General features: G+C 67.3%; 21 protein-coding genes and 4 pseudogenes. 15 read left to right on the forward strand and 10 right to left on the reverse strand.

What is annotated here, in order from left to right; genetic code table 11:
* Positions 1 to 10: 10 nt before the first annotated feature.
* The 4 genes from ASD05_RS04900 to ASD05_RS04915 form a co-directional block, all read right to left on the reverse strand.
* Positions 11 to 682 carry a haloacid dehalogenase type II gene (locus ASD05_RS04900; RefSeq protein ID WP_056588526.1) on the reverse strand — a complete coding sequence of 224 codons (672 nt, stop codon included), beginning with the start codon at positions 680 to 682 and terminating at the stop codon, positions 11 to 13.
* A 112-nt stretch (positions 683 to 794) separates the two neighbouring features.
* On the reverse strand, positions 795 to 1,493 hold the full coding sequence (locus ASD05_RS04905; RefSeq protein ID WP_056588532.1) for an HAD-IA family hydrolase: 699 nt from the start codon (positions 1,491 to 1,493) through the stop codon (positions 795 to 797).
* A 136-nt stretch (positions 1,494 to 1,629) separates the two neighbouring features.
* The gene (locus ASD05_RS04910; RefSeq protein WP_056588534.1) at positions 1,630 to 2,028 is read right to left on the reverse strand and encodes a GFA family protein; all 399 of its coding nucleotides are present in this window, start codon (positions 2,026 to 2,028) and stop codon (positions 1,630 to 1,632) included.
* Between the two features lie 14 nt (positions 2,029 to 2,042).
* The gene (locus ASD05_RS04915) at positions 2,043 to 2,756 is read right to left on the reverse strand and encodes a YebC/PmpR family DNA-binding transcriptional regulator (RefSeq protein ID WP_056588537.1); all 714 of its coding nucleotides are present in this window, start codon (positions 2,754 to 2,756) and stop codon (positions 2,043 to 2,045) included.
* A gap of 108 nt (positions 2,757 to 2,864) precedes the next feature.
* Here ASD05_RS04915 and ASD05_RS04920 point away from each other — a divergent pair, with 108 nt between their 5' ends.
* The 5 genes from ASD05_RS04920 (at position 2,865) to ASD05_RS04940 (ending at position 7,509) form a co-directional block, all read left to right on the forward strand.
* Complete coding sequence (locus ASD05_RS04920; RefSeq protein ID WP_056588541.1) at positions 2,865 to 4,574, forward strand: M14 family zinc carboxypeptidase; 1,710 nt, start codon at positions 2,865 to 2,867, stop codon at positions 4,572 to 4,574.
* A 95-nt stretch (positions 4,575 to 4,669) separates the two neighbouring features.
* Positions 4,670 to 5,509 (forward strand): isocitrate lyase/PEP mutase family protein, encoded by an 840-nt coding sequence (locus ASD05_RS04925; protein ID WP_056588544.1) that lies wholly within the window; start codon positions 4,670 to 4,672, stop codon positions 5,507 to 5,509.
* Between the two features lie 42 nt (positions 5,510 to 5,551).
* Complete coding sequence (locus ASD05_RS04930; protein ID WP_007828457.1) at positions 5,552 to 6,298, forward strand: energy-coupling factor ABC transporter ATP-binding protein; 747 nt, start codon at positions 5,552 to 5,554, stop codon at positions 6,296 to 6,298.
* Positions 6,291 to 6,884, forward strand: coding sequence for an energy-coupling factor transporter transmembrane component T family protein (locus tag ASD05_RS04935; protein ID WP_056588546.1), 594 nt, complete (start codon positions 6,291 to 6,293; stop codon positions 6,882 to 6,884). Before ASD05_RS04930 ends, ASD05_RS04935 begins: the two co-directional genes overlap by 8 nt.
* Positions 6,885 to 6,918: 34 nt before the next feature.
* Positions 6,919 to 7,509: a biotin transporter BioY gene (locus tag ASD05_RS04940; RefSeq protein WP_056588549.1), complete on the forward strand. Its 591-nt coding sequence runs from the start codon at positions 6,919 to 6,921 to the stop codon at positions 7,507 to 7,509.
* Positions 7,510 to 7,518: 9 nt separating this feature from the next.
* On the opposite strand, the gene ASD05_RS04945 is transcribed toward ASD05_RS04940, so the two are convergent.
* Positions 7,519 to 8,004, reverse strand: coding sequence for a DUF6314 family protein (locus ASD05_RS04945; RefSeq protein ID WP_056588552.1), 486 nt, complete (start codon positions 8,002 to 8,004; stop codon positions 7,519 to 7,521).
* 259 nt (positions 8,005 to 8,263) lie between these two features.
* On the opposite strand from ASD05_RS04945, the gene ASD05_RS04950 reads away from it, so the two are divergent.
* Entirely contained in the window at positions 8,264 to 8,644 is a 381-nt protein-coding gene (locus ASD05_RS04950; RefSeq protein ID WP_056588556.1) for a hypothetical protein, read from the forward strand.
* 78 nt (positions 8,645 to 8,722) lie between these two features.
* Here ASD05_RS04950 and ASD05_RS04955 read toward each other — a convergent pair whose 3' ends face one another.
* Entirely contained in the window at positions 8,723 to 9,445 is a 723-nt protein-coding gene (locus tag ASD05_RS04955) for a hypothetical protein (RefSeq protein ID WP_056588562.1), read from the reverse strand.
* Between the two features lie 217 nt (positions 9,446 to 9,662).
* Between ASD05_RS04955 and ASD05_RS04960 the strand changes: the two genes are divergently transcribed.
* Positions 9,663 to 10,268: a DUF6891 domain-containing protein gene (locus ASD05_RS04960; RefSeq protein ID WP_056588563.1), complete on the forward strand. Its 606-nt coding sequence runs from the start codon at positions 9,663 to 9,665 to the stop codon at positions 10,266 to 10,268.
* Between the two features lie 72 nt (positions 10,269 to 10,340).
* Entirely contained in the window at positions 10,341 to 11,333 is a 993-nt protein-coding gene (locus ASD05_RS04965) for an LLM class flavin-dependent oxidoreductase (RefSeq protein ID WP_056588565.1), read from the forward strand.
* Between the two features lie 13 nt (positions 11,334 to 11,346).
* On the opposite strand, the gene ASD05_RS04970 is transcribed toward ASD05_RS04965, so the two are convergent.
* Positions 11,347 to 13,077, reverse strand: a complete 1,731-nt coding sequence (locus ASD05_RS04970) for a long-chain-fatty-acid--CoA ligase (RefSeq protein WP_056588567.1) — start codon at positions 13,075 to 13,077, stop codon at positions 11,347 to 11,349.
* Between the two features lie 185 nt (positions 13,078 to 13,262).
* On the opposite strand from ASD05_RS04970, the gene mnmA reads away from it, so the two are divergent.
* Positions 13,263 to 14,369, forward strand: coding sequence for a tRNA 2-thiouridine(34) synthase MnmA (gene mnmA, locus ASD05_RS04975; protein ID WP_056588568.1), 1,107 nt, complete (start codon positions 13,263 to 13,265; stop codon positions 14,367 to 14,369).
* A 1-nt stretch (position 14,370) separates the two neighbouring features.
* Here the strand turns inward: mnmA and ASD05_RS04980 are convergent, their stop codons facing one another.
* The 3 genes from ASD05_RS04980 to ASD05_RS04990 all read right to left on the reverse strand — a co-directional run bounded on the left by ASD05_RS04980 (position 14,371) and on the right by ASD05_RS04990 (position 16,124).
* Positions 14,371 to 14,862 (reverse strand): NUDIX hydrolase, encoded by a 492-nt coding sequence (locus ASD05_RS04980; RefSeq protein WP_056588570.1) that lies wholly within the window; start codon positions 14,860 to 14,862, stop codon positions 14,371 to 14,373.
* Between the two features lie 13 nt (positions 14,863 to 14,875).
* Entirely contained in the window at positions 14,876 to 15,310 is a 435-nt protein-coding gene (locus tag ASD05_RS04985; RefSeq protein WP_056588572.1) for a DUF4019 domain-containing protein, read from the reverse strand.
* A gap of 100 nt (positions 15,311 to 15,410) precedes the next feature.
* The gene (locus tag ASD05_RS04990) at positions 15,411 to 16,124 is read right to left on the reverse strand and encodes a response regulator transcription factor (RefSeq protein WP_056588574.1); all 714 of its coding nucleotides are present in this window, start codon (positions 16,122 to 16,124) and stop codon (positions 15,411 to 15,413) included.
* A gap of 439 nt (positions 16,125 to 16,563) precedes the next feature.
* Here ASD05_RS04990 and ASD05_RS29290 point away from each other — a divergent pair.
* The 6 genes and pseudogenes from ASD05_RS29290 to ASD05_RS30585 all read left to right on the forward strand — a co-directional run.
* A pseudogene (locus ASD05_RS29290) lies at positions 16,564 to 16,843 on the forward strand (NAD(P)(+) transhydrogenase (Re/Si-specific) subunit alpha); the annotation flags it as partial.
* Position 16,844: 1 nt separating this feature from the next.
* Positions 16,845 to 17,888: pseudogene (locus tag ASD05_RS04995) on the forward strand (NAD(P) transhydrogenase subunit alpha); the annotation flags it as partial.
* Positions 17,889 to 18,012: 124 nt separating this feature from the next.
* Positions 18,013 to 18,342, forward strand: a complete 330-nt coding sequence (locus ASD05_RS05000; RefSeq protein ID WP_056588578.1) for an NAD(P) transhydrogenase subunit alpha — start codon at positions 18,013 to 18,015, stop codon at positions 18,340 to 18,342.
* A partial coding sequence (locus ASD05_RS29295; protein ID WP_235507851.1) for an NAD(P)(+) transhydrogenase (Re/Si-specific) subunit beta occupies positions 18,339 to 18,575 on the forward strand: 237 nt, incomplete at its 3' end. The genes ASD05_RS05000 and ASD05_RS29295, both read left to right, overlap by 4 nt.
* A gap of 1 nt (position 18,576) precedes the next feature.
* Positions 18,577 to 18,954: pseudogene (locus tag ASD05_RS30580) on the forward strand (NAD(P)(+) transhydrogenase (Re/Si-specific) subunit beta); the annotation flags it as partial.
* Between the two features lies 1 nt (position 18,955).
* A pseudogene (locus tag ASD05_RS30585) lies at positions 18,956 to 19,701 on the forward strand (NAD(P)(+) transhydrogenase (Re/Si-specific) subunit beta); the annotation flags it as partial.

The following is a 19,701-nucleotide window of genomic DNA, read 5'->3' on the forward strand; positions in this document are numbered from 1 at the left end:
CGCGCCAGACTCAGAGACCGACCAGCGCCGGCAGGCCACCGATGTCGGAGATCTCGGTCGTGCCGTAGGCTGGAACACCGGGTTCGTGCTTGCGATTGACGAAAGCCTTGTCCTTGATGCCCACGTCGCGCGCCGACATGTGGTCGTAGCGCATCGACGACGACACGTGCAGGAAGTCTTCCGGCTTCGCATTCAACGAGTCGATCATGTATTCGAAGGCGCGCAGGCGGGGCTTGTAGGCCTTGGCCTGCTGCGCCGTATAGACCCGGTGGAAGGGCACGCCGAGCAGCTTCACGTTGTGCACGAGCTGCGCGTCCATGGCGTTCGAGATGATCACCAGCGGGATCTTGTCGGCGATCCTGGCCAAGCCTGCCGTCACGTCCGGGTGCGGGCCCCAGGTGGGCACGGCGTTGTAGATCTCCGAGACGTCGGCCTCGCGAAACGGCACGCCCCAGCGGTTGCAGGTGCGCAGGACCGAGTTGTAGACGACGTCGTAGTAAGGCTGCCAGTCGCCCAGCACTTCGTCGAGCCGGTAAGCGGCGAAGTCCTGGCAGAACTGTTCGATGTTTTCCGGGCTGACGCGGTCGGCGAAGAGCCTGCGCGCCATCGGCGCCATCTGGAAGTTGGTGAGGGTGCCGTAGCAATCGAAGCTGATGTACTTGGGGCGGAAGACAGTGGTCATGGAAGCTCCTTGTGAATATTCGAATCGCGATATGGGAATGGATCGATGGCAGGCAGGGTGCCCCTGGGCGGCCATCGCGAGGAAGGCGTTGCGATGGCGATGCCCGCCGTGCTCAGCGCCCTGCTTCCACGGCGTCGGCCAGTTCGGCCAGCGTATGGAAGTGATGGTCGGGCACGGTGTGCTTCGACTCGATGGTCCCGCCGGAGCCCTTCTGCGCGTGGCGGCGCTCGATCCAGCAGGTGGCGATGCCGAGCTGCTTCGCGATGCCGATGTCGTGGTACTGGCTTTGCGCCACGTGCAGGTTGTCGGCCTGCTTGAACCCCCACGCGCCTTCGAAGCGGCCGCGGGCGTAGGCGAAGTAGCGCGCGTCGGGCTTCTCGCACAGTGCATCGTCGCAGCTCAGCAGCATGTCGAAGGGCGAGCCCAGGGTCTTGTCGAAATGCGCCAGCGCCCAGGCCTGCGCATTGGTCATCGTCACCAGCTTGAAGCGCTTGCCGAGCCGCTTCAGCGCCTCGACCGAATCGGGGAACGCCGGCCACTCGGCAACCGAGTCGCGCAGGCCCTTCGCAATGGCATCCGTGTCGGGCAGGCCCAGCGCGGGAGCGATGGCGTGCCAGCAGCGCTCGAGGTCGTCGGGATACCAGCCGGCGCTGCCATCGGCGCGGGCTCGCCGGTAGGCGGCGAGGAAGTCGTCATCGCCCACATCGGCATTGGGCGCCGCGCTGCGCAGGTAGGCGAGCATGCCGCCCTCGAAGTCGATCAGCGTGCCGACGACATCGAAGGTGAGGACCTTGAAATCTTGCAGTGACATGGGAAAGCTCCAGGGATGAAGAGAGAGTTCATCGAGCATAGGAGCGCTCCCTGCCTGCGCAGGCCCGAACTGGGGCCGCGCTACGGCACAGGATGTCGTTGTCGGCGCCGGGCCGGCATCTTCTTGCGCGGGCGGTTCAGTTCCCGCCGGCGTGGCCCTTGTGTTGCGGCAGGTCGTCCGTGATCGTGAACCACGGCGCCTTCGAGCCGACGAAGATGTGCGCGCTCGGCCGGACGGTGGGCGTGTCGACCAGCGTGCCCAGTGTGACGTGCACGAACTGCCCGTCGCGCACGACCGAGCACAGCAGCGAGCCGCACTTGGCGCAGTGCAGGTCGCCCGCGTCAGGCTTGCCGTAGACCGTGATGCCGTCCTCGCCCTGCGTGATGGCGAACTTGCCGCGCTCGATGCCCGCGAAGGGCTTGAACGCCGAGCCGGTCGCGCGCCGGCAGTCGGAGCAATGGCAGTTCAGTGCGTAGGCAAATTCATCCGCCACCGCGTAGTGGACCGCGCCGCACAGGCATCTGCCGGCGAGCATGCGCGGCCGGGAGTTCAACCCGCCAGGCCCACGAACACGTTCTGCACGTCGTCGTTCGCGTCGATGGCCGCCAGGAAGGTTTCGACTTCTTCCAGCGCCTCGGCGCTCAGGCTCGCCGGATCGATCGGGTTCTTGGGCTTGTAGCCCAGCTTGGCTGACAGCACGGTGAAGCCCTGGGCGGGCAGGGCGCGGCTCACGAGGTCCAGATCGGTGGGGTCGGTGAGGAAGACAGCGGGGTGGTCCTCGCCGGCCGGTTCGAAGTCTTGCGCGCCGGCTTCGATGGCGGCCACCTCGGGGTCGGCGTCGGGCCTGGCGGGTTCGGCTTCGATCATGCCGACGTGGTCGAAGTCCCATGACACCGAGCCCGAGGTGCCGAGTTGGCCCTTGCGGAACAGCACGCGCATTTCAGGCGCGGTGCGGTTCACGTTGTCGGTGAGGCATTCGACCATCACCGCCACGCGGTGCGGCGCGAAGCCTTCGTAGATCACGTGCTCGTAGTGAACAGACTCGCCCGTGAGGCCCGCGCCTTTCTTGATGGCGCGGTCGAGCGTGTCCTTGGGCATCGAGACCTTGCGGGCCTGCTCCACCACCAGCCGCAGGCGCGCGTTGGAGGCCGGGTCGGCACCGCTGCGCGCGGCCACCAGGATTTCCTTGACGAGCTTGCTGAACAGCCGGCCCTTGGCGTTGGCTGCCAGATCCTTGTGCTTCGCTTTCCATTGAGCGCCCATGTCTGTTTCCTTGAATGTGTGTTGCGGCCGTGTCTGGCAGGCTCTTGGCTCTTTGCAGAAAGAAGGGCTGGATGACCGGATCGGGGCGACTACTGTAGCCTTCTTCCCATGACCTCTTCACGAGCCACACCGTACTCCACGCCGTTCGAGTCAGGCAACGGCAACCAGACCACCACCTGGGCGGAATGCATCGCCTTCTACGAGCAGCTGGCCAGGGATTTCCCCGGCGTGCTGCACTGGGGCGAGATCGGCACTTCGGACACCGGCGCTCCGCTCCATGCGGGCGTGGTCACGGCCGACGGCGTGTTCGACCGCGAAACGCTCAAGCGGCAGGGCCGCCCGGTGTTCTTCAACAACAACGGCATCCATCCCGGGGAGCCCGAGGGCATCGACACCTGCATGGCGCTGGTGCGCGATTTCTGCACGCAGCCTGAGAGGCTGGCCGCGCTGGGCAAGACGGTGTTCCTCTTCATCCCGGTCTACAACGTGGACGGCTGCATCAACCGCCAGGACACCTCGCGCGTGAACCAGCTCGGCCCCGAGTCGTTCGGTTTCCGCGGCAACGGCCGGCATCTCGACCTGAACCGCGATTTCATCAAGTGCGACAGCCTCGCCGCGCAGGTGTTCAACAAGTTCTTCACCGCGTGGGACCCGGACGTGATGGTCGACACCCACACCTCCAACGGCGCGGACTACAGCTACACCATGACGCTGATCCCGACCCAGCCAGACAAGCTGGGCGGCGGGCTGGGACAGTTCCTGCGCGAGAGCATGCTGCCGGCGATCTACGGCGGCATGGACCGGCGCGGCTGGCCCACCTGCCCGTACGTGAACCTGCTGGCCGAGACGCCGGACGACGGCATCGAGGATTTCCTCGACCTGCCGCGCTTTTCCACCGGCTATGCCGCGCTGCACCACACCATCGGCTTCATGCCCGAGACCCACATGCTCAAGCCCTTTGCCGACCGCGTGGCTGCCATGCGGACGCTGGTCGAGGTGGTGCTGGAGTTCACCGTGGGGCATGCGGCGCGCATTCAGGAACTGCGCCGCGAGGCCCGGGCCGCCGCGGCGCAACAGGCGCGCTGGCCGCTGGCATGGCGCAACGACCGCAGCCGGCCGGCGAGCCTGCGCTTCAAGGGCTATCGCGCGGTTCGCACGCCCAGCCAGCTGGGTACCTATGAGCGCCTGGCCTACGACCGCGGCCAGCCTTGGGAGAAGGACATCGTGCACTTCGACCGCTGCGTCGAAGTCGCGTCCGTGGCCGCGCCCAAGGCCTATCTCGTGCCCCGGGCCTGGCGCGAAGTGATCGAGCGGCTGGCGTGGAATGGCGTCGAGTTGCAGCGTCTCGAAGCGGACCGGCTGTTCGATGCGGCGCGCGTGTATCGCATCCAGAGCGTGGCCTCCCGCGCGAACGCCTACGAAGGGCACATGTTCCATGACGAGGTGGTGCTCGCTGCGCACACCGAGCCCTTTCAGGCGCATGCGGGCGACGTGTGGGTACCGCTGGACCAGGCCAACGCCCGCTACGTGGTCGAGACGCTGGAGCCCGAAGCCCACGACAGCTTCTTCCGCTGGGGCTTCTTCAACAGCGTGCTGGAGAAGAAGGAGAACTTCTCGGCCTACGTCTTCGAGGACACCGCGCTTCGGATGCTGGAGGAAGAACCCGCGCTGAAGCGGCAGTTCGAGCAATGGAAGGTCGCTCACCCCGACAAGCTGTCCGATCCGCAGGCGGTACTGGGTTTTCTCTTCGCCCATGGACAGCGCCATGCGGAGCCCGGGTGGCGGCGCTATCCCGTAGTGGCGTTGATGGCTTCCTGAGCGGCACAGAGCGCGCAGGAGCAAGTTTTTCCAAGTCCTGGATGCGGGACGCCCTTACGCTGCAGTCATTCCACAACGCCTTCGGGCCATCGCACATGCATTCCTCCGAATCGTCACGGCAGCAAGCCGACATCTTTCATCGCCTGCACGCCGGGCCCGACCCCTTGGTGCTGGTGAACGCCTGGGACGCCGCCAGCGCCCGCATCGTCGAGCGCGCCGGGGCCACGGCCATCGGCACCACCAGCGCGGGCATGGCCTGGTCGCTCGGCTACGCGGACGGCGAGCGCATGCCGGCCAGCGAGTTGCTCGCGGCCTGTGCGCGCATCTGCCGCGTGGCGGGCGTGCCGGTGAGCGTCGACATCGAAAGCGGCTTCGGCGACAGCGCTCAGGGGGTGTGCGACGTGGCGGGCGCGCTGATCGACATGGGCGCGGCCGGCATCAACATCGAGGACGGCACGCGGCCGGGCACGCGCGAGCTGGCGCCGCCGGAGGTGCTGTGCGAGCGCATCGTCGCCATCCGCAAGCTGGACGCGCGCTTCTTCATCAACGCGCGCACCGACGCCTACTTCGTGCCCTGGGACGACCCGGCGGCGCGCTTCGAGGAGGCGAAGCGCCGCGCGCGGCTGTATGCGGCGGCGGGCGCCGACGGCATCTTCGTGCCAGGCATGTCCAGCCTCGAAGAGATCGCCGGCATGGCCGGTGCGGTGAGCCTGCCCGTGAACGTGTACGCGGGCTATGCCGGTGCGCCGCCGGCCGAGGGCTTTGCGCGTGCCGGCGCGCGGCGCATCAGCCTGGGCTGTGGCCCGCTGCAGTCGGCGCTGGGGCTGGTCGGCCGCATCGCCAGAGAAGCCTTCGAGCATGGCCGCTTCGGTGCGATGGGCGAGGGCATGCTGTCCGTCGGTGAGATCAACGGGCTCTTCGCCGCCACGCCCTGAGCCCGGCGCCGCAAGGGCGCGTTCGGGTACAGTGGGCGCCCCTTGCCGCAGCCGACCCCGCCCGAACCCGATTCCCCGCACAGCATCCGCCTCGAAGCGGTGACGCTGGTGCGCGGCAGCCAGCATGTCTTCGAGGGGCTGACGCTCCACCTGCAGGAGGCGCGCATCGGCCTGATCGGCGACAACGGGGCGGGCAAGAGCAGCCTGTTCCGCCTGATCAGCGGGCTCGACCAGCCGCAGCAGGGCCGGGTGGTGGTGCATGGCTGCGACACGCAGGCCGACCGCAGGCAGCTGTCGAAGCACGTGGGGCTGATGTTCCAGAACCCCGACGACCAGATCATCTTTCCGACCGTGGCCGAGGAGCTGGCCTTCAGCCTCACCGCGCGCGGCGAAACGCGGCAGGCTGCGCGGCAGCAGGCGCGCGACTTTCTTGCTCGGCGCGGGCTCGAGGCCTGGGCCGCTCGCGCCGTGGGCGAGCTGAGCCAGGGGCAGCGCCAGCAGGTGTGCCTGTTGGCCTTGCAGATCAGCGAGCCCGCCACGCTGCTGCTCGACGAGCCCTTCGCCAGCCTCGACCTGCTTAGCCAGGCGCGGCTGGCCGCGCAGCTCGACGCCAGCGATCACCAGATCCTCGTGTCCACGCACCTGCTCGAACACGTCTACGACTTCGAGCGCGTGCTGTGGCTCGAACAGGGCAGGGTGCGCGCCGACGGGCCGGGCCGCGAGGTGTGCGAGGCCTATGCCGAGAACGTGCGCGAGCGCGCCGCATCGGAGCGGGGCCGCCGTGCGTAGCCTGTATTCGGAGCAGCCGACGTGGATGCATGCGATCGCGGCGTGGGTCAAGCTCGCGCTGCTGTCGGTGTGCGGCACGCTGCTGGTGCTGGTCGAACGGCCGGTGCACCTGGCCGTCGCATGTGCGGTGGTGCTGCTGATCTTCGCCTCGCTCGGGCCGCCCGCGTGGCGCCGCGTGCGCATGCTGCTCGGCGTGGCGATCGCCGGCGGGATGATCGTCGGCTTCCACTGGGCGATGGGCACGACCCCGCTCGGCGTGGCCAGCGCGCTGCGCCTTGCCAGCGCGGCCACGCTCGCGCTGATGCTGACCTGGACCACGCGCTTCGAAGACCTGCTGGCGGTGCTCGAGGCCGTGTTGCATCCGCTGCAGCGCTTCGGCGTGCCGACCGAGCGGATCGCGCTCGGGCTTGGCCTGATGCTGCGCTTCGCCGAGAATTTCTATGTGCAGTGGCAGCGCCTCGACGATGCCTACCGCGCGCGTTCCGGCCACGGCGGCGGCCTGCGGCTGCTGGCGCCGCTGACCATCCGCACGCTGCAGACGGCGGAGCGCGTGGCCGATGCGCTGGCCGCGCGGCTCGGGCGCTGACCTTCTTCTTTCCTTTCGATTGCGATTGACTGCCATGACCACCACCGGCGCCCTTACTTCGTCCCGTTCCCTGTCGTACATCGCGCTGTTCGCGGCGCTGATGGCGGTGTTCGGCCTGATTCCGAAGATCGACCTGCCGTTCGGCGTGCCGATCACGCTGCAGTCGCTGGGCGTGATGCTGGCGGGCTGCCTGCTGGGGCCGCGCCGCGGCTTCCTGGCCATCGCGCTGTTCCTGCTCGCGGTGGCGCTGGGCCTGCCGCTGCTGCCCGGCGGCCGAGGCGGCCTGAGCGTGTTCGTGGGGCCGACGTCGGGCTTCCTGTTCGGCTGGATGTTCGGCGCCTTCGCCTGCGGCCTGCTGATGCGCCTGGCGGTGCGCCGCATGGCCGGCGCCACCGGCCTGCCCCTGCTGGCGGCGGCCTTCCTGTCGTCGGTGGTCGGCGGCATCTTCGTGATCTATGCCTTCGGCATCGTCGGGCTGTCGTTGGTGGCCCACATGCCGCTGCCAAAAGCGGCGCTGGCCATGCTGGTCTTCATTCCCGGCGACCTGATCAAGTGCGGCCTCTGCGCGATGCTCGTGCAGACCGTGATGCGCGGCATGCCGGGCTGGCGGCTCGACCGCGACTGACCGGTCGATCTAGCCGCCGCGCCGCTTGAAGACAGTGGCCGAGAGATAGTCCTTGCGCGGGCCGCGCACCGCGTGGCGGATCGTGAAGGAGCCGTCCGGCAGAAAGCGGTAGCCGCTGTCGTAGGTGTCGGGCGTGCACAGGTGAGTGGCCGACCCCGCGAGCACATCGCCGTCGCACACGATGCCGACGGCATGGAACAGGCGCGGCGGGCTCTCGGCAAAGTGCACCGCGAATCCCCCGGGAACGCGCTCGAAGAAGTATTCGCGATGCCCGTCGAACTCCTTGCCGTCGGCCAGCCGGATCCGGCCCTCTTCGCGGTACTTCAGCATTCCCGTCTCGAGCGGCGTGAACACCGCGACGCCGCTCATGGAGGCCTGGCCCTCGATGGTCCGCTCCAGGTCCCACGCGCCTGCCAGCCTGTCGAAGACGGTGTCCGCAGTGCCCCAGGCCGACAGGGGCGGGAGGGGTGGAAGAGGGGAGGCGGGCTCGCGCATGCAAAGACTCTACGGCAAGCCGCGATCTCCTCCGGAAACGGGAGATTGTTTCCAACGTGTGAACACCGTGGTTCCGTTTGCTAAGGGTTTTTACTTAGATAACGGCGCACAATTCATCTCACAGACCGGCCCCCAAGCTGATCTGGGTGAACAGGGCCCCGAGCGAGGTGGCCGCCCCCCGAAGGGACGGTGACCCACCCAAGACCGGTTCGAAATCATCCAAGTGCAAAAGAACTGAAACGAATTGAAGGACATCCAAATGACCGCCTCGAAGCTCCTCTCCGCTATCTCCATCGCCCTGCTGGCCGCTGCCGGCGCCGCCCACGCTGAATCGTACGAAGGCGTGCACCAGCTGACCTCGGCCGCCAGCCGCGCCGACGTCGCCGGCCAGGCCGTGGTTGCTGCCCACAGCGCCAACCCCTACGCCACCGGCGCCGATGCCGGCCCGGCCCGCGTGATCGTCTCGACCGTCAGCCGCGCCGCCGTTCGCGCCGATGCCGTGGCCGCCGCGCACAGTGCCGATCCGTATGCCGAAGGCGCTTCCGCCGTTGCTGCACCGGTCTTGGCCAGCACGGTGGACCGCGCCGCGGTGCGTGCCGCTGCCCGCGCTGCAGCCCGCGGCGACAGCCTGCCGCTGTAATCCGCCGCGACAGCCTTCCGCCAGGCAAAAGACAGAAACCGGGCCATGCAAACGCATGGCCCGGTTTTTTTGGCCGGCTCAAGCCGAAGGCAGTTCCCGCAGCGCCGCCACGAGGAAGGGCGGGCCGCCGGGCAGCGCCGCGTCGTGCAGCGTGATGAACCATTGCGTCGCGCCTTCGTGCGCCGGGCCCGCGCGCAGCGTCCACGCATAGACCCGCCGGCTGCCGTGCGCATCGTCGGCGGCTTCGCAGTGCGCCACCGTTTCGTCGCGGCATTCGTCCACCAGCACGGCGTGGCCGTCGGGGTCGTGGCGGATCGCGCGCTGCATCAGGCGCACGCCGATGCGCTCCGGCGCCGCGGTGCGTTCGCCGTCCCGCGCGGGCGGCACCGTCGCGCGCAGGCGCTGGTCCAGCGGCATGTCCGCGCGGAAGCCTTCGCCGCGTTCAAGCGACATGTTTTCGAGTGCCACGCGCACGCGGCGGCGCTCGCGCAGCGTGGTCACGAGGAACATCACCGTCGACACCGAGAAGATGCCGAAGAACGGCAGCCCCACCAGCAGCCAGAGCCATTGCCAGCCGCCGCGCAGCGACCACGTGATGGCCTGGAAGCCGAACACGGCCATGAAAGCCAGCACCGCCAGCGCGACCAGCCATGCGATCCAGTCGGAGAACGGCTTCTGCATGCGCTCGGTGGCCTGCGGCGCGTCGGAGCACCATTCGGTGGGCACGTGCTCGTCGAAAGGCGGCAGCTCGGCCACGCGAGGGTGGGCGATCAGGTCGATGGAAGGATGGCGCTGCGGCATGAAGAGCCGCCGAGCATAGCCAGCCGCAGGGGCCGCGTTGCATTGCCTTGTCCTGGCGCATCCTTCATGATGGCGCGGCGCGGAAGGGGTGGCCGCAGGGGCTCATGCTTTCGCATTACTGCGCCGTCCTGATGCGGTGGGCGAAAATAAACCGCTCCCGCCAGCAGACAAACAAGAAAGCACGATTCGTCGCCGCCGATGCGGCAACCCAACACGCATGGCCCTCACTCTCGATCCTGAAGACACACGCGGACGCATCCACGATCTCGTGTGGAGCGGCTTCCATCCCGATGCCGACGTCGAATGGATGATCACCGACGAGTACCTCGATCCGGACGAGCTCTCCGCCGAGGACCGTGCCTGGGTGAAGGCCGAGGCCGCACGCGCCTGCGCCGCCAAGCGCGCGGCCGAATCCGGGTGGCCCGCGCAGACCGAATACGACCGGCTCGAAGCGGTTTTCGCGCAGCTGCGCGGCGAGAAGATCATTGCGCTGCATCGCGCGGGCAACACGCTGGCCGACGGCCACGACGACGTGCGCGAGCAGTGGCGCGCCGCGGGGCGGCTGGCCTCGGGCATTCGCGGCTGCTGCTTCTATCACTCGCAGGACCTCGACACCGCGGTGCGCACCGGCCGCCTGCGCCTGGCCTTCAGTGGCGGCATGATCCCCGAGATCGAACAGCGCGAAGCCAACACCGTGGTGGTGGGCCACCGCATCGTGGAGCTGCTGCGCGCGGCCGGCTTTGGCGCGCATTGGAGCGGCAACGTCGACGAGCGCATCGAAGCCGACCTCGGCCAATGGCGCAAGCGGAGCCCCGGCGCGTGAGCGTGATGACGCCATACCCAACTGAATAGCCCCTCGCGCGACGGCTTTGGCGGTTCGCGCCATGATCGCGCCATGATTCCGTTATCGATCCTCGACCTTTCCCCGATCACCGAAGGCAGCGACGCCGCGCAGTCGTTCCGCAACTCGCTCTCGCTGGCGCAGCATGGCGAGAAGCTGGGCTACACGCGCTACTGGCTGGCCGAGCACCACGGCATGCCGGGCATCGCGAGCGCAGCCACTGCGGTGCTGCTGTCGTACGTGGGGGCAGGCACGTCGACCATCCGCATCGGCGCCGGCGGCGTGATGCTGCCGAACCATTCGCCGCTCGTGATCGCCGAGCAGTTCGGCACGCTGGAGTCGCTGTACCCGGGGCGCATCGACCTCGGCCTCGGGCGCGCGCCGGGCTCCGACCAGCGCACCGCGCGGGCCTTGCGGCGCAACCTCGAATCGGACGCGGACCAGTTTCCGCAGGACGTGATCGAGCTGATGGACTTCATGTCGAAGACGCCGCAGCAGCCGGTGCATGCCGTGCCCGGCGCGGGGCTCGAAGTGCCGGTGTGGATCCTCGGGTCGAGCACCTTCGGCGCGCAGCTCGCGGCGCACCTGGGCCTGCCCTATGCCTTTGCCTCGCACTTCGCGCCGCAGCAGATCATGCAGGCCATCCAGATCTACCGCGAGACCTTCAAGCCGTCGGCGCAGCTGCAGAAGCCGTACGTGATGCTGGGCTTCAACGTGTTCGCGGCGGACATCGATGCCGAAGCCGAGTTCCGCGCCACCTCGTGGCAGCAGGCTTTCGTGAACCTGCGCAGCGGCCGGCCGGGGCGCCTGCCGCCGCCGGTGGAAAACTACCGCCAGAAGGTCGGGCCGGCGGAGAACGCATTGCTCGACTCCGTGCTGTCGTGCTCCGCGGTGGGTTCGGTCGACACGGTGAAGAAGGGCGTCGAGGCCTTCGTGGCGCGCACCGGTGCCGACGAACTCATGATCACCTCGCAGGTGTTCGACCACGCGGCCCGGCTGCGCTCCTACGAGCTGCTGGCCGAAGCCTTCGGACAGAAGAAGCAGTAAGCAGCCGCGGCTGCTACACCGCCCGCTTGCGCGCTTCCTCGTCGACGAGATCCTTCTTCGAGAGCTTGCCCACGGGCGTCTTGGGCAGCTCGGCGCGGATCTCCAGCGCGCCGATCATCTCGTGCTTGCCGAGGCGGTCCTTCAGGAAGGCCTTGAGCGCATCGAGCGTCAGTTCGGGCGCGCCTTCCTTCAGCTTCACGAAGGCCTTGGGCGACTGGCCGCGGTACTCGTCGGGGATGCCGATCACGCAGACCTCGGCCACCGAGGGGTGCTCGTACACCGCCTCTTCCAGCACGCGCGGATAGACGTTGTAGCCGCCGCACAGCAGCATGTCCTTGGTGCGGTCGACGATGTAGAGGTAGCCGTCGGAGTCCATCTTCGCGACGTCGCCGCTGCGGAAGTAGCCGTCGGCCGTCATCGACTCGGCCGTGGCCTTGGGGTTGTTCCAGTAGCCCTTCATCACGTTCGGGCCCTTGATGCAGAGCTCGCCCGCCTCGCCGAAGGTGGTGACGTCCTTCGACGGATCGTCCAGGCTCACGAGCTTGATGCGCACCTGAGGCAGCGGCATGCCGCACGAGCCCGCCTTGCGCAGGCCGCGCGCAGGCGTGAAGGTGCCCACGGGCGAGGTCTCGGTCATGCCCCAGCCCTCGTTGAGGTGGCAGCCGGTGAGCTCGAAGAAGCGCTGCTCCACTTCCACCGGCAGCGGCGCGCCGCCGGAGCCGCAGAACTTGAGCGAGCGCAGGTCCATCTCCTTCGCCTTCGGGTGCGAGAGGATGGCGGTGTACATCGTCGGCACGCCGGGGAACACGCTGATGCGGCTGGCGGCGAGCTCGTTCATCACCGCGTCGACGTCGAAGCGCGTGTGCAGCACCAGCGCCGCGCCCAGGCGCACGCCGAGCAGCATCGCGGCGCTGAGCGCGAAGATGTGGAAGAGCGGCAGCACCACCAGAAAGCGCTCGGTGCCCTCGGCCAGGATGGGCGGATCGCCCTTGGTCGACTCGTAGTACTGCGCCGAGGCCGACGTGAGGTTGGCGTGCGTGAGCATCGCGCCCTTGGGCAGGCCGGTGGTGCCGCCGGTGTACTGGAGCACCACGATTTCTTCCGCGAGGTCGCCCAGCGGGTAGGTCTTGTGCGCGCCCTCGCTTTTCAGCAGCTCGGTGAAGCGCACGTGGCGGTCGTCCACGGGCACGGGGGCGATCTGGCCGGCGCCCTGCAGCTGGGCCTGCACCTTGTCGCCCATGGCGCCGTAGTCGCCGAGGCTGCCGACCACCAGCGTCTTCAGGCGCGAGTTGTCGAGCAGGCGCGCCATCTGCGGATAGAGGTTGACGAGGTCGAGCGTGACGAGGATGTCGGTGCGGCTGTCCTCGATCTTGTGGGCCAGCACGCGCTCGGCGTCGAGCGGCGAATAGTTCACCACCGTGCCGCCGGCTTTCAGCACCGCGAAGAAGGCGATCGGGTAGTGCGGCGTGTTCGGCAGGTAGAGGCCGACGTGCACGCCGGGCTTCACGCCCAGGACCTGCAGGCCCTTGGCCGAGCGCTCGACGGCGGCGCCGAGTTCGCGGTAGGTGATGACCTGGCCCATGAACTCGACGGCGGAGCGCTCGGGCCAGCGCTCGACGGCCTCGTCGAGCATCTGCTGCACCGGCTTCACGGGCAGCTCGGCGTCCCAGCGCATGCCCGCGGGGTAGGCGCGTGTCCAGGGGAGGGTGTCGCCGGAATTCGCGGCGGTGGAAGGTGTGGTCATGCGTCTTGTCTCCGCTTGCTGTTGTCGTGAATGGCGCGGCGGGTCTTGCTGCCGCCTTCGTCCGGATCACTTTAGCGCCGGCCCTCCCGTCGATGGCCCGTGGGCTGACAAACCGGCGACACGGGTTTTCCCGATTTCCCACACGCCGGAAGCCCCTTCGACGGGGCTGGGACAATAGAAGGCTTATGGCAAAGCATCGGATCGTTGTGGGACTGAGCGGCGGAGTGGACTCCGCGGTAACGGCGCACCTGCTCAAGCAGCAGGGGCACGAGGTGGTCGGCATCTTCATGAAGAACTGGGAAGACGACGACGACAGCGAATACTGCTCGTCGAACATCGACTTCGTGGACGCCGCCAGCGTGGCCGACGTGCTGGGCATCGAGATCGAGCACGTCAACTTCGCCGCCGACTACAAGGATCGCGTGTTCGCCGAGTTCCTGCGCGAGTACAAGGCCGGCCGCACGCCGAACCCCGACGTGCTGTGCAACGCCGAGATCAAGTTCAAGGCCTTCCTCGACCATGCCATGCGCCTGGGCGCCGAGAAGATCGCGACCGGGCACTATGCGCGCGTGCGGCTGAACGAGGCCACCGACAAGCACGAACTGCTCAAGGGGCTCGATCCGTCGAAGGACCAGAGCTACTTCCTGCACCGCCTGAATCAGGCGCAGCTGTCGAAGACGCTGTTCCCGGTCGGCGAACTGCACAAGACCGAGGTGCGCCGCATCGCGGAAGAGATCGGCCTGCCCAACGCGAAGAAGAAGGACTCGACCGGCATCTGCTTCATCGGCGAACGGCCGTTCCGCGAGTTCCTCAACCGCTACATCTCCAAGGAGCCCGGCCCCATCAAGGACGACCGCGGCCGCAAGCTGGGCGAGCACCAGGGGCTGAGCTTCTACACGCTGGGGCAGCGGCAGGGGCTGGGCATCGGCGGCGTGAAGGAGAGGGGCGCACAGCGCGGCTCGGGCGACCATTCGCCCTGGTTCGTGGCGCGCAAGGACGTCGAGAAGAACACGCTGTGGGTGGTGCAGGGACACGACCATCCGTGGCTGCTGTCGTCGGAGCTGAAGGCAGACGATGCGAGTTGGGTCTCCGGCGAGGCGCCGGCACCGCGCGGCTATGGCTCGAAGGCGCGCTACCGGCAGGCCGATGCGGCCTGCGAGATGGATACCGGGGGAGACTCCGGCGTCGCGTTCGCCCTGCGCTTCGGCGAACCGCAATGGGCCGTCACGCCGGGGCAGTCGGCCGTGCTCTACGACGGCGAACGCTGCCTTGGCGGCGGCGTCATCGTCTGACTCAGGGCGCCGAGCGCACCGATTCGTCGACGTGGACCACGTCCAACGGGTGGCGCTTGCCCGCCAGATGGTCTTCGATGCACTGCAGCAGCAGCGGGCTGCGATGCCGCGCCACGCTGGCGCGGATTTCATCCACCGTCATCCAGACGGTGCGCACGATGCCTTCATCGAGCGGGCGGCCTTCTTCGAACGCGCCCAGGGTGCCTGCGAAGGCGAAGCGCATGTAGGTGGTGTCTTCGCCCCTCTCGGCCGCCGGCCGCGAGCGCGCCATATAGATGCCGATGAGCGCCGTTGGCGTGAAATGATGGGCGGTTTCTTCGAGGGTTTCGCGCACGCAGCCCTCGGCCGGGGATTCGCCGGGGTCGAGGTGCCCCGCGGGCGTGTTGAGCCGCAGGCCATCAGCAGTCTGCTCCTCGACCAGCAGGAAGCGCCCGTCGCGCTCGATCACCGCGGCCACGGTGACGTTGGGTTTCCAGCGCGGGCCTGCTGCCATGTTTTCGGCCCTCTTATTTCAGCGCGTAGCCGCTGAAGCGCCAGACACGATCGCTGTCGAGGTGAAAGCTCACGAGCTCGCGCAAGGTGCCGTCGGGCTTGTTCGCGAAGCGGGTCTCGTATTCGACGCTGACGTACTGGCCGGCCGTATCGCCGTCGGCGTCGGCCACGATCTGGCGGTTGACTGACACCCAGATGCGCATCTGCGGTGCGCCGATCGGGGCGCGGCTCCTGGCGATCTGGGTGGTGAAATCGGTGCGCGTCACGCGCTTGCGGGCGGCGGGGGTGGCGCCGTCCCACAGTTCGCCGGCCTTGCCCTGGTCGATCATCTGGATCACCTGCATGCCGCCTCGCACCATGTCGCTGGCTTCGACCTCCTGTGCGGCGGCCGGGCCGAACCAGCTCCAGAGCAACGTGGCTGCGAGCAGCAATCGGATCATCGGGTTCATTCGTCTCAAGCCTTCTGGTGGGGCGCACAGCCAGTCCTGCAAGGCTGGGTCCGCAACGGTGGAAACCGTTCGAGACTGTAGCGTGCCGGAGATTCCCGGCTCAGCGCACGCCGATCCCCGGCAGCGCATCGGCTTCGATCGTTTCCAGCCTGTACCCCAGGCCGTAGATGGCCAGCAGCAGGAAACCGTTTGCGGGGCGCAGGTCGAGCTTGGTCCGAAGGCGCGAGATGTGGGTGTCGAGCGAGCGCGACAGCGCCTCGATGCCAAGGCCCCAGACGGCCTCGTGCAGGTGCTCGCGCGAGAGCAGCCGCCCGAGGTTCTGGAACAGGAACAGCGCGAGTTCGTACTCCCGGTTCTTCAACTCGACCTGCACCCCGCGAACCTTCAGGAGGCGCGAGGGCGGATAGAAGTGGTAGGGGCCGAAGACCAGCTCGGCCTCGTGCTGGGCCGGGTAGGAGCGGCGCAGCAGCGCATTCACGCGAGCTTCGAGTTCACCGGCGCGGGCGGGCTTGACCATGAAGTCGTCCGCGCCCGCATTGAGGCCTTCGACCAAATCTCCCTCGTCGTGCCTGTCGGTCACGAAAAGAATGGGACGCCGGCTATTGAGTTCGCGGCGGATGGACTTCACGACGTCGGGGCCCTTCATGTCGGGCAGATTCCAGTCGAGTATCAGCAGGTCGAAGGTTTGCCGGCGCATCGCCTGCAACAGCGCCTTTCCTTCCGTATAGGAATGGCACTCGTGCTCGAGTGCCGTCATGGTTTGATTGATCCGCTTGGGTTGATCTACACCGTCGTCGAGTACTGCAATTCGCATTCCATCCCCTTCTTCCTCCTTCGTCAGTCTCGGTGAGCTGACGATTTGGGGTCGGAGTGTATCCATCTGCGACTAACGTAAAGTTCAAAGGCCGCAACTAATGCACGCAAATCGCGTTTTCCAGATTAATTGTTAATAAATTTGGTGGCAATTGGATGCAAATAGTGAATTTGATTGTGAATCTCATTAATGACTGTTAACAATTTTTTGCTGGACAAACAGCCTTGATTTTCCTGGTCAGTTGGAGATAGACGCGTGTCACCTCCCTCGAACGCGCTATCGAATACCCGAATTCGCTATTGAATGAATAGCAGCGGCGACAACGTTCATCGGCACTTTGGGGCGAAAACCACAGAGCGTTTTTGCGACAGCGAACGTTTGTAATCTTGCTGTAAGCTCTGCCCGCGTTCCGTTTGCCCCTTGCTCTGAGGAGATCTCTATGCTGATAGGCGTGCCTGCCGAGACACTGGCTGGCGAAACCCGCGTGGCTGTTACACCCGAAACGGTGAAGAAACTGGTGGCCTCMGGGCACACCGTACGGGTGCAGTCGGGGGCTGGCGTTGCCGCCAGCGTCACCGATGCCGCCTACCAGGCCGCCGGTGCCGAGATCACCAACATGAACGCCGCGTTCGCCGCCGACATGGTGCTCAAGGTGCGTACGCCCACCGATGCCGAGACCGCGCTGCTGAAGTCCGGCGCCGTCGTCATCGGCATGCTCANGGGCACACCGTACGGGTGCAGTCGGGGGCTGGCGTTGCCGCCAGCGTCACCGATGCCGCCTACCAGGCCGCCGGTGCCGAGATCACCAACATGAACGCCGCGTTCGCCGCCGACATGGTGCTCAAGGTGCGCACGCCCACCGATGCCGAGACCGCGCTGCTGAAGTCCGGCGCCGTCGTCATCGGCATGCTCAACCCCTTCGACGCCGCCGGCCTGCAGCGTCTGGCCGCTGCCGGTGTCACCGGCTTTGCCCTCGAAGCCGCGCCGCGCACCACGCGCGCCCAGAGCATGGACGTGCTCAGCTCGCAGGCCAACATCGCCGGCTACAAGGCCGTGATGATCGCGGCCGACAAATACCAGCGCTTCTTCCCGATGCTCATGACCGCCGCCGGCACCGTGAAGGCCGCGCGCGTCGTCATCCTCGGYGTCGGCGTGGCGGGCCTGCAGGCCATTGCCACCGCCAAGCGCCTGGGYGCCGTCATCGAAGCCTCCGACGTGCGTCCCAGCGTGAAGGAGCAGATCGAATCGCTGGGCGGCAAGTTCATCGARGTCTCGTACGACACCGATGAAGAAAAGGAAGCCGCCGTCGGCGTCGGCGGCTACGCCAAGCCSATGCCCGCGAGCTGGCTTGCGCGCCAGCAGGTCGAAGTCGCCAAGCGCGTGGCGCTGGCCGACATCGTCATCAGCACCGCACTCATTCCCGGYCGTGCCGCGCCCACGCTGATCACCGAGGACATGGTCAAGGCCATGAAGCCCGGTTCGGTGATCGTCGACATCGCCGCYGGCAAGGGGCCTGACGGCATCGGCGGCAACTGCCCGCTGTCGGAGGCCGACAAGACCGTGATCAAGCACGGCGTGACCATCGTCGGCGAGACCAACCTCGCGGCGCTGGTGGCGGCCGAYGCCTCGGCGCTCTATGCGCGCAACGTGCTCGACTTCCTCAAGCTCATCGTCACCAAGGAAGGTGCGCTGAAGATCGACCTCGAGGACGACATCGTCGCCGCCTGCCGCGTCACGCAGGACGGCCAGGTCACGAAGAAGTAAGCGAACACGCGAGGAGAAGAACCCATGGATCCCGTTTCCCATACCGTCATCAACCTGATCATCTTCGTGCTGGCCATCTACGTGGGCTACCACGTGGTGTGGACCGTCACGCCNAGAAGAACCCATGGATCCCGTTTCCCATACCGTCATCAACCTGATCATCTTCGTGCTGGCCATCTACGTGGGCTACCACGTGGTGTGGACCGTCACGCCSGCGCTGCACACGCCGCTGATGGCCGTGACCAACGCCATCTCGGCCATCGTGATCGTGGGCGCCATGCTGGCGGCCGCGCTCACCGAAACCACCTTRGGCAAGACCATGGGGGTGCTCGCGGTCGCTCTCGCGGCGGTGAACATCTTCGGCGGCTTCCTCGTCACGCGGCGCATGCTCGAGATGTTCAAGAAGAAGGAAAAGAAGGCCGCACCGAAGGCTGACGCAGGAGCAGCCCAATGAGCATGAACGTCGTCACGCTGCTGTACCTGATCGCCAGCGTCTGCTTCATCCAGGCCTTGAAGGGCCTGAGCCATCCCACCACYTCGATCCGCGGCAACGTCTTCGGCATGGCCGGCATGGCCATTGCGGTGGTGACCACCGGTGCGCTGATCTACAACATCGCCGGCGGCCACCTCATGGGCCTGGCCTGGGTGCTGCTGGGGCTGGTGGCCGGCGGCGGCTACGGCGCCTGGNTCCGCGGCAACGTCTTCGGCATGGCCGCATGGCCATTGCGGTGGTGACCACCGGTGCGCTGATCTACAACATCGCCGGCGGCCACCTCATGGGCCTGGCCTGGGTGCTGCTGGGGCTGGTGGCCGGCGGCGGCTACGGCGCCTGGCGCGCCAAGACGGTCGAGATGACCAAGATGCCCGAGCTGGTGGCCTTCTTCCACAGCATGATCGGCCTGGCGGCGGTGTTCATCGCGGTCGCGGCCGTGGTCGAACCCGCGGCCATGCTCGAAGGCATCGCCAAGGGCGCGCCCATTCCCACCGGCAACCGGCTCGAGCTGTTCCTGGGCGCGGCCATCGGCGCCATCACCTTCAGCGGCTCGGTCATCGCCTTCGGCAAGCTNGGGCGCGCCCATTCCCACCGGCAACCGGCTCGAGCTGTTCCTGGGCGCGGCCATCGGCGCCATCACCTTCAGCGGCTCGGTCATCGCCTTCGGCAAGCTCTCGGGCACCTACAAGTTCCGCCTGTTCCAGGGCGCGCCGGTGCAGTTCGCGGGCCAGCACATGCTGAACCTCGTGCTCGGGCTGGCCATGATCGGGCTGGGGCTGGTGTTCATGTTCACCGARAGCTGGCCGGCCTTCTTCGCGATGCTGGCGCTGGCCTTCGTGATGGGCGTGCTCATCATCATCCCGATCGGCGGGGCSGACATGCCGGTGGTGGTGTCGATGCTCAACAGCTACTCGGGCTGGGCGGCCGCGGGYATCGGCTTCAGCCTGAACAACGCGATGCTGATCGTGGCGGGCAGCCTCGTGGGCAGCTCGGGTGCGATCCTGAGCTACATCATGTGCAAGGCGATGAACCGCTCGTTCTTCAACGTGATTCTGGGCGGCTTCGGCGGCGAGGCGGTCAGCGCGGGCGGCGGTGCGAAGGAGCAGCGCCCCGTGAAGAGCGGCAGCGCCGACGACGCGGCGTACATGCTGAGCAACGCAGAAACCGTGATCATCGTGCCGGGCTACGGCCTGGCGGTGGCGCGCGCGCAGCATGCGGTGAACGAGCTGGCCGAGAAGCTCACGCACAAGGGCGTGACCGTGAAGTACGCGATCCACCCGGTGGCCGGGCGCATGCCGGGCCACATGAACGTGCTGCTGG

Origin of the sequence: Variovorax sp. Root434 (assembly GCF_001426595.1) — a bacterium.
Taxonomy (GTDB): Bacteria; Pseudomonadota; Gammaproteobacteria; order Burkholderiales; family Burkholderiaceae_C; genus Variovorax.

Bases quoted from the DNA above. Each gene is read 5' to 3' on its own strand.
- ASD05_RS04965 (WP_056588565.1), top strand. From the start codon at position 10,341: ATGATTCCGTTATCGATCCTCGACCTTTCCCCGATCACCGAAGGCAGC.
- ASD05_RS04970 (WP_056588567.1), bottom strand. From the start codon at position 13,077: ATGACCACACCTTCCACCGCCGCGAATTCCGGCGACACCCTCCCCTGG.
- ASD05_RS04960 (WP_056588563.1), top strand. From the start codon at position 9,663: ATGGCCCTCACTCTCGATCCTGAAGACACACGCGGACGCATCCACGAT.
- ASD05_RS04945 (WP_056588552.1), bottom strand. From the start codon at position 8,004: ATGCGCGAGCCCGCCTCCCCTCTTCCACCCCTCCCGCCCCTGTCGGCC.
- ASD05_RS04910 (WP_056588534.1), bottom strand. From the start codon at position 2,028: ATGCTCGCCGGCAGATGCCTGTGCGGCGCGGTCCACTACGCGGTGGCG.
- mnmA (WP_056588568.1), top strand. From the start codon at position 13,263: ATGGCAAAGCATCGGATCGTTGTGGGACTGAGCGGCGGAGTGGACTCC.
- ASD05_RS04955 (WP_056588562.1), bottom strand. From the start codon at position 9,445: ATGCCGCAGCGCCATCCTTCCATCGACCTGATCGCCCACCCTCGCGTG.
- ASD05_RS04900 (WP_056588526.1), bottom strand. From the start codon at position 682: ATGACCACTGTCTTCCGCCCCAAGTACATCAGCTTCGATTGCTACGGC.
- ASD05_RS04980 (WP_056588570.1), bottom strand. From the start codon at position 14,862: ATGGCAGCAGGCCCGCGCTGGAAACCCAACGTCACCGTGGCCGCGGTG.
- ASD05_RS04925 (WP_056588544.1), top strand. From the start codon at position 4,670: ATGCATTCCTCCGAATCGTCACGGCAGCAAGCCGACATCTTTCATCGC.
- ASD05_RS04940 (WP_056588549.1), top strand. From the start codon at position 6,919: ATGACCACCACCGGCGCCCTTACTTCGTCCCGTTCCCTGTCGTACATC.
- ASD05_RS04920 (WP_056588541.1), top strand. From the start codon at position 2,865: ATGACCTCTTCACGAGCCACACCGTACTCCACGCCGTTCGAGTCAGGC.
- ASD05_RS04905 (WP_056588532.1), bottom strand. From the start codon at position 1,493: ATGTCACTGCAAGATTTCAAGGTCCTCACCTTCGATGTCGTCGGCACG.
- ASD05_RS04990 (WP_056588574.1), bottom strand. From the start codon at position 16,124: ATGCGAATTGCAGTACTCGACGACGGTGTAGATCAACCCAAGCGGATC.
- ASD05_RS04915 (WP_056588537.1), bottom strand. From the start codon at position 2,756: ATGGGCGCTCAATGGAAAGCGAAGCACAAGGATCTGGCAGCCAACGCC.
- ASD05_RS04985 (WP_056588572.1), bottom strand. From the start codon at position 15,310: ATGAACCCGATGATCCGATTGCTGCTCGCAGCCACGTTGCTCTGGAGC.
- ASD05_RS04950 (WP_056588556.1), top strand. From the start codon at position 8,264: ATGACCGCCTCGAAGCTCCTCTCCGCTATCTCCATCGCCCTGCTGGCC.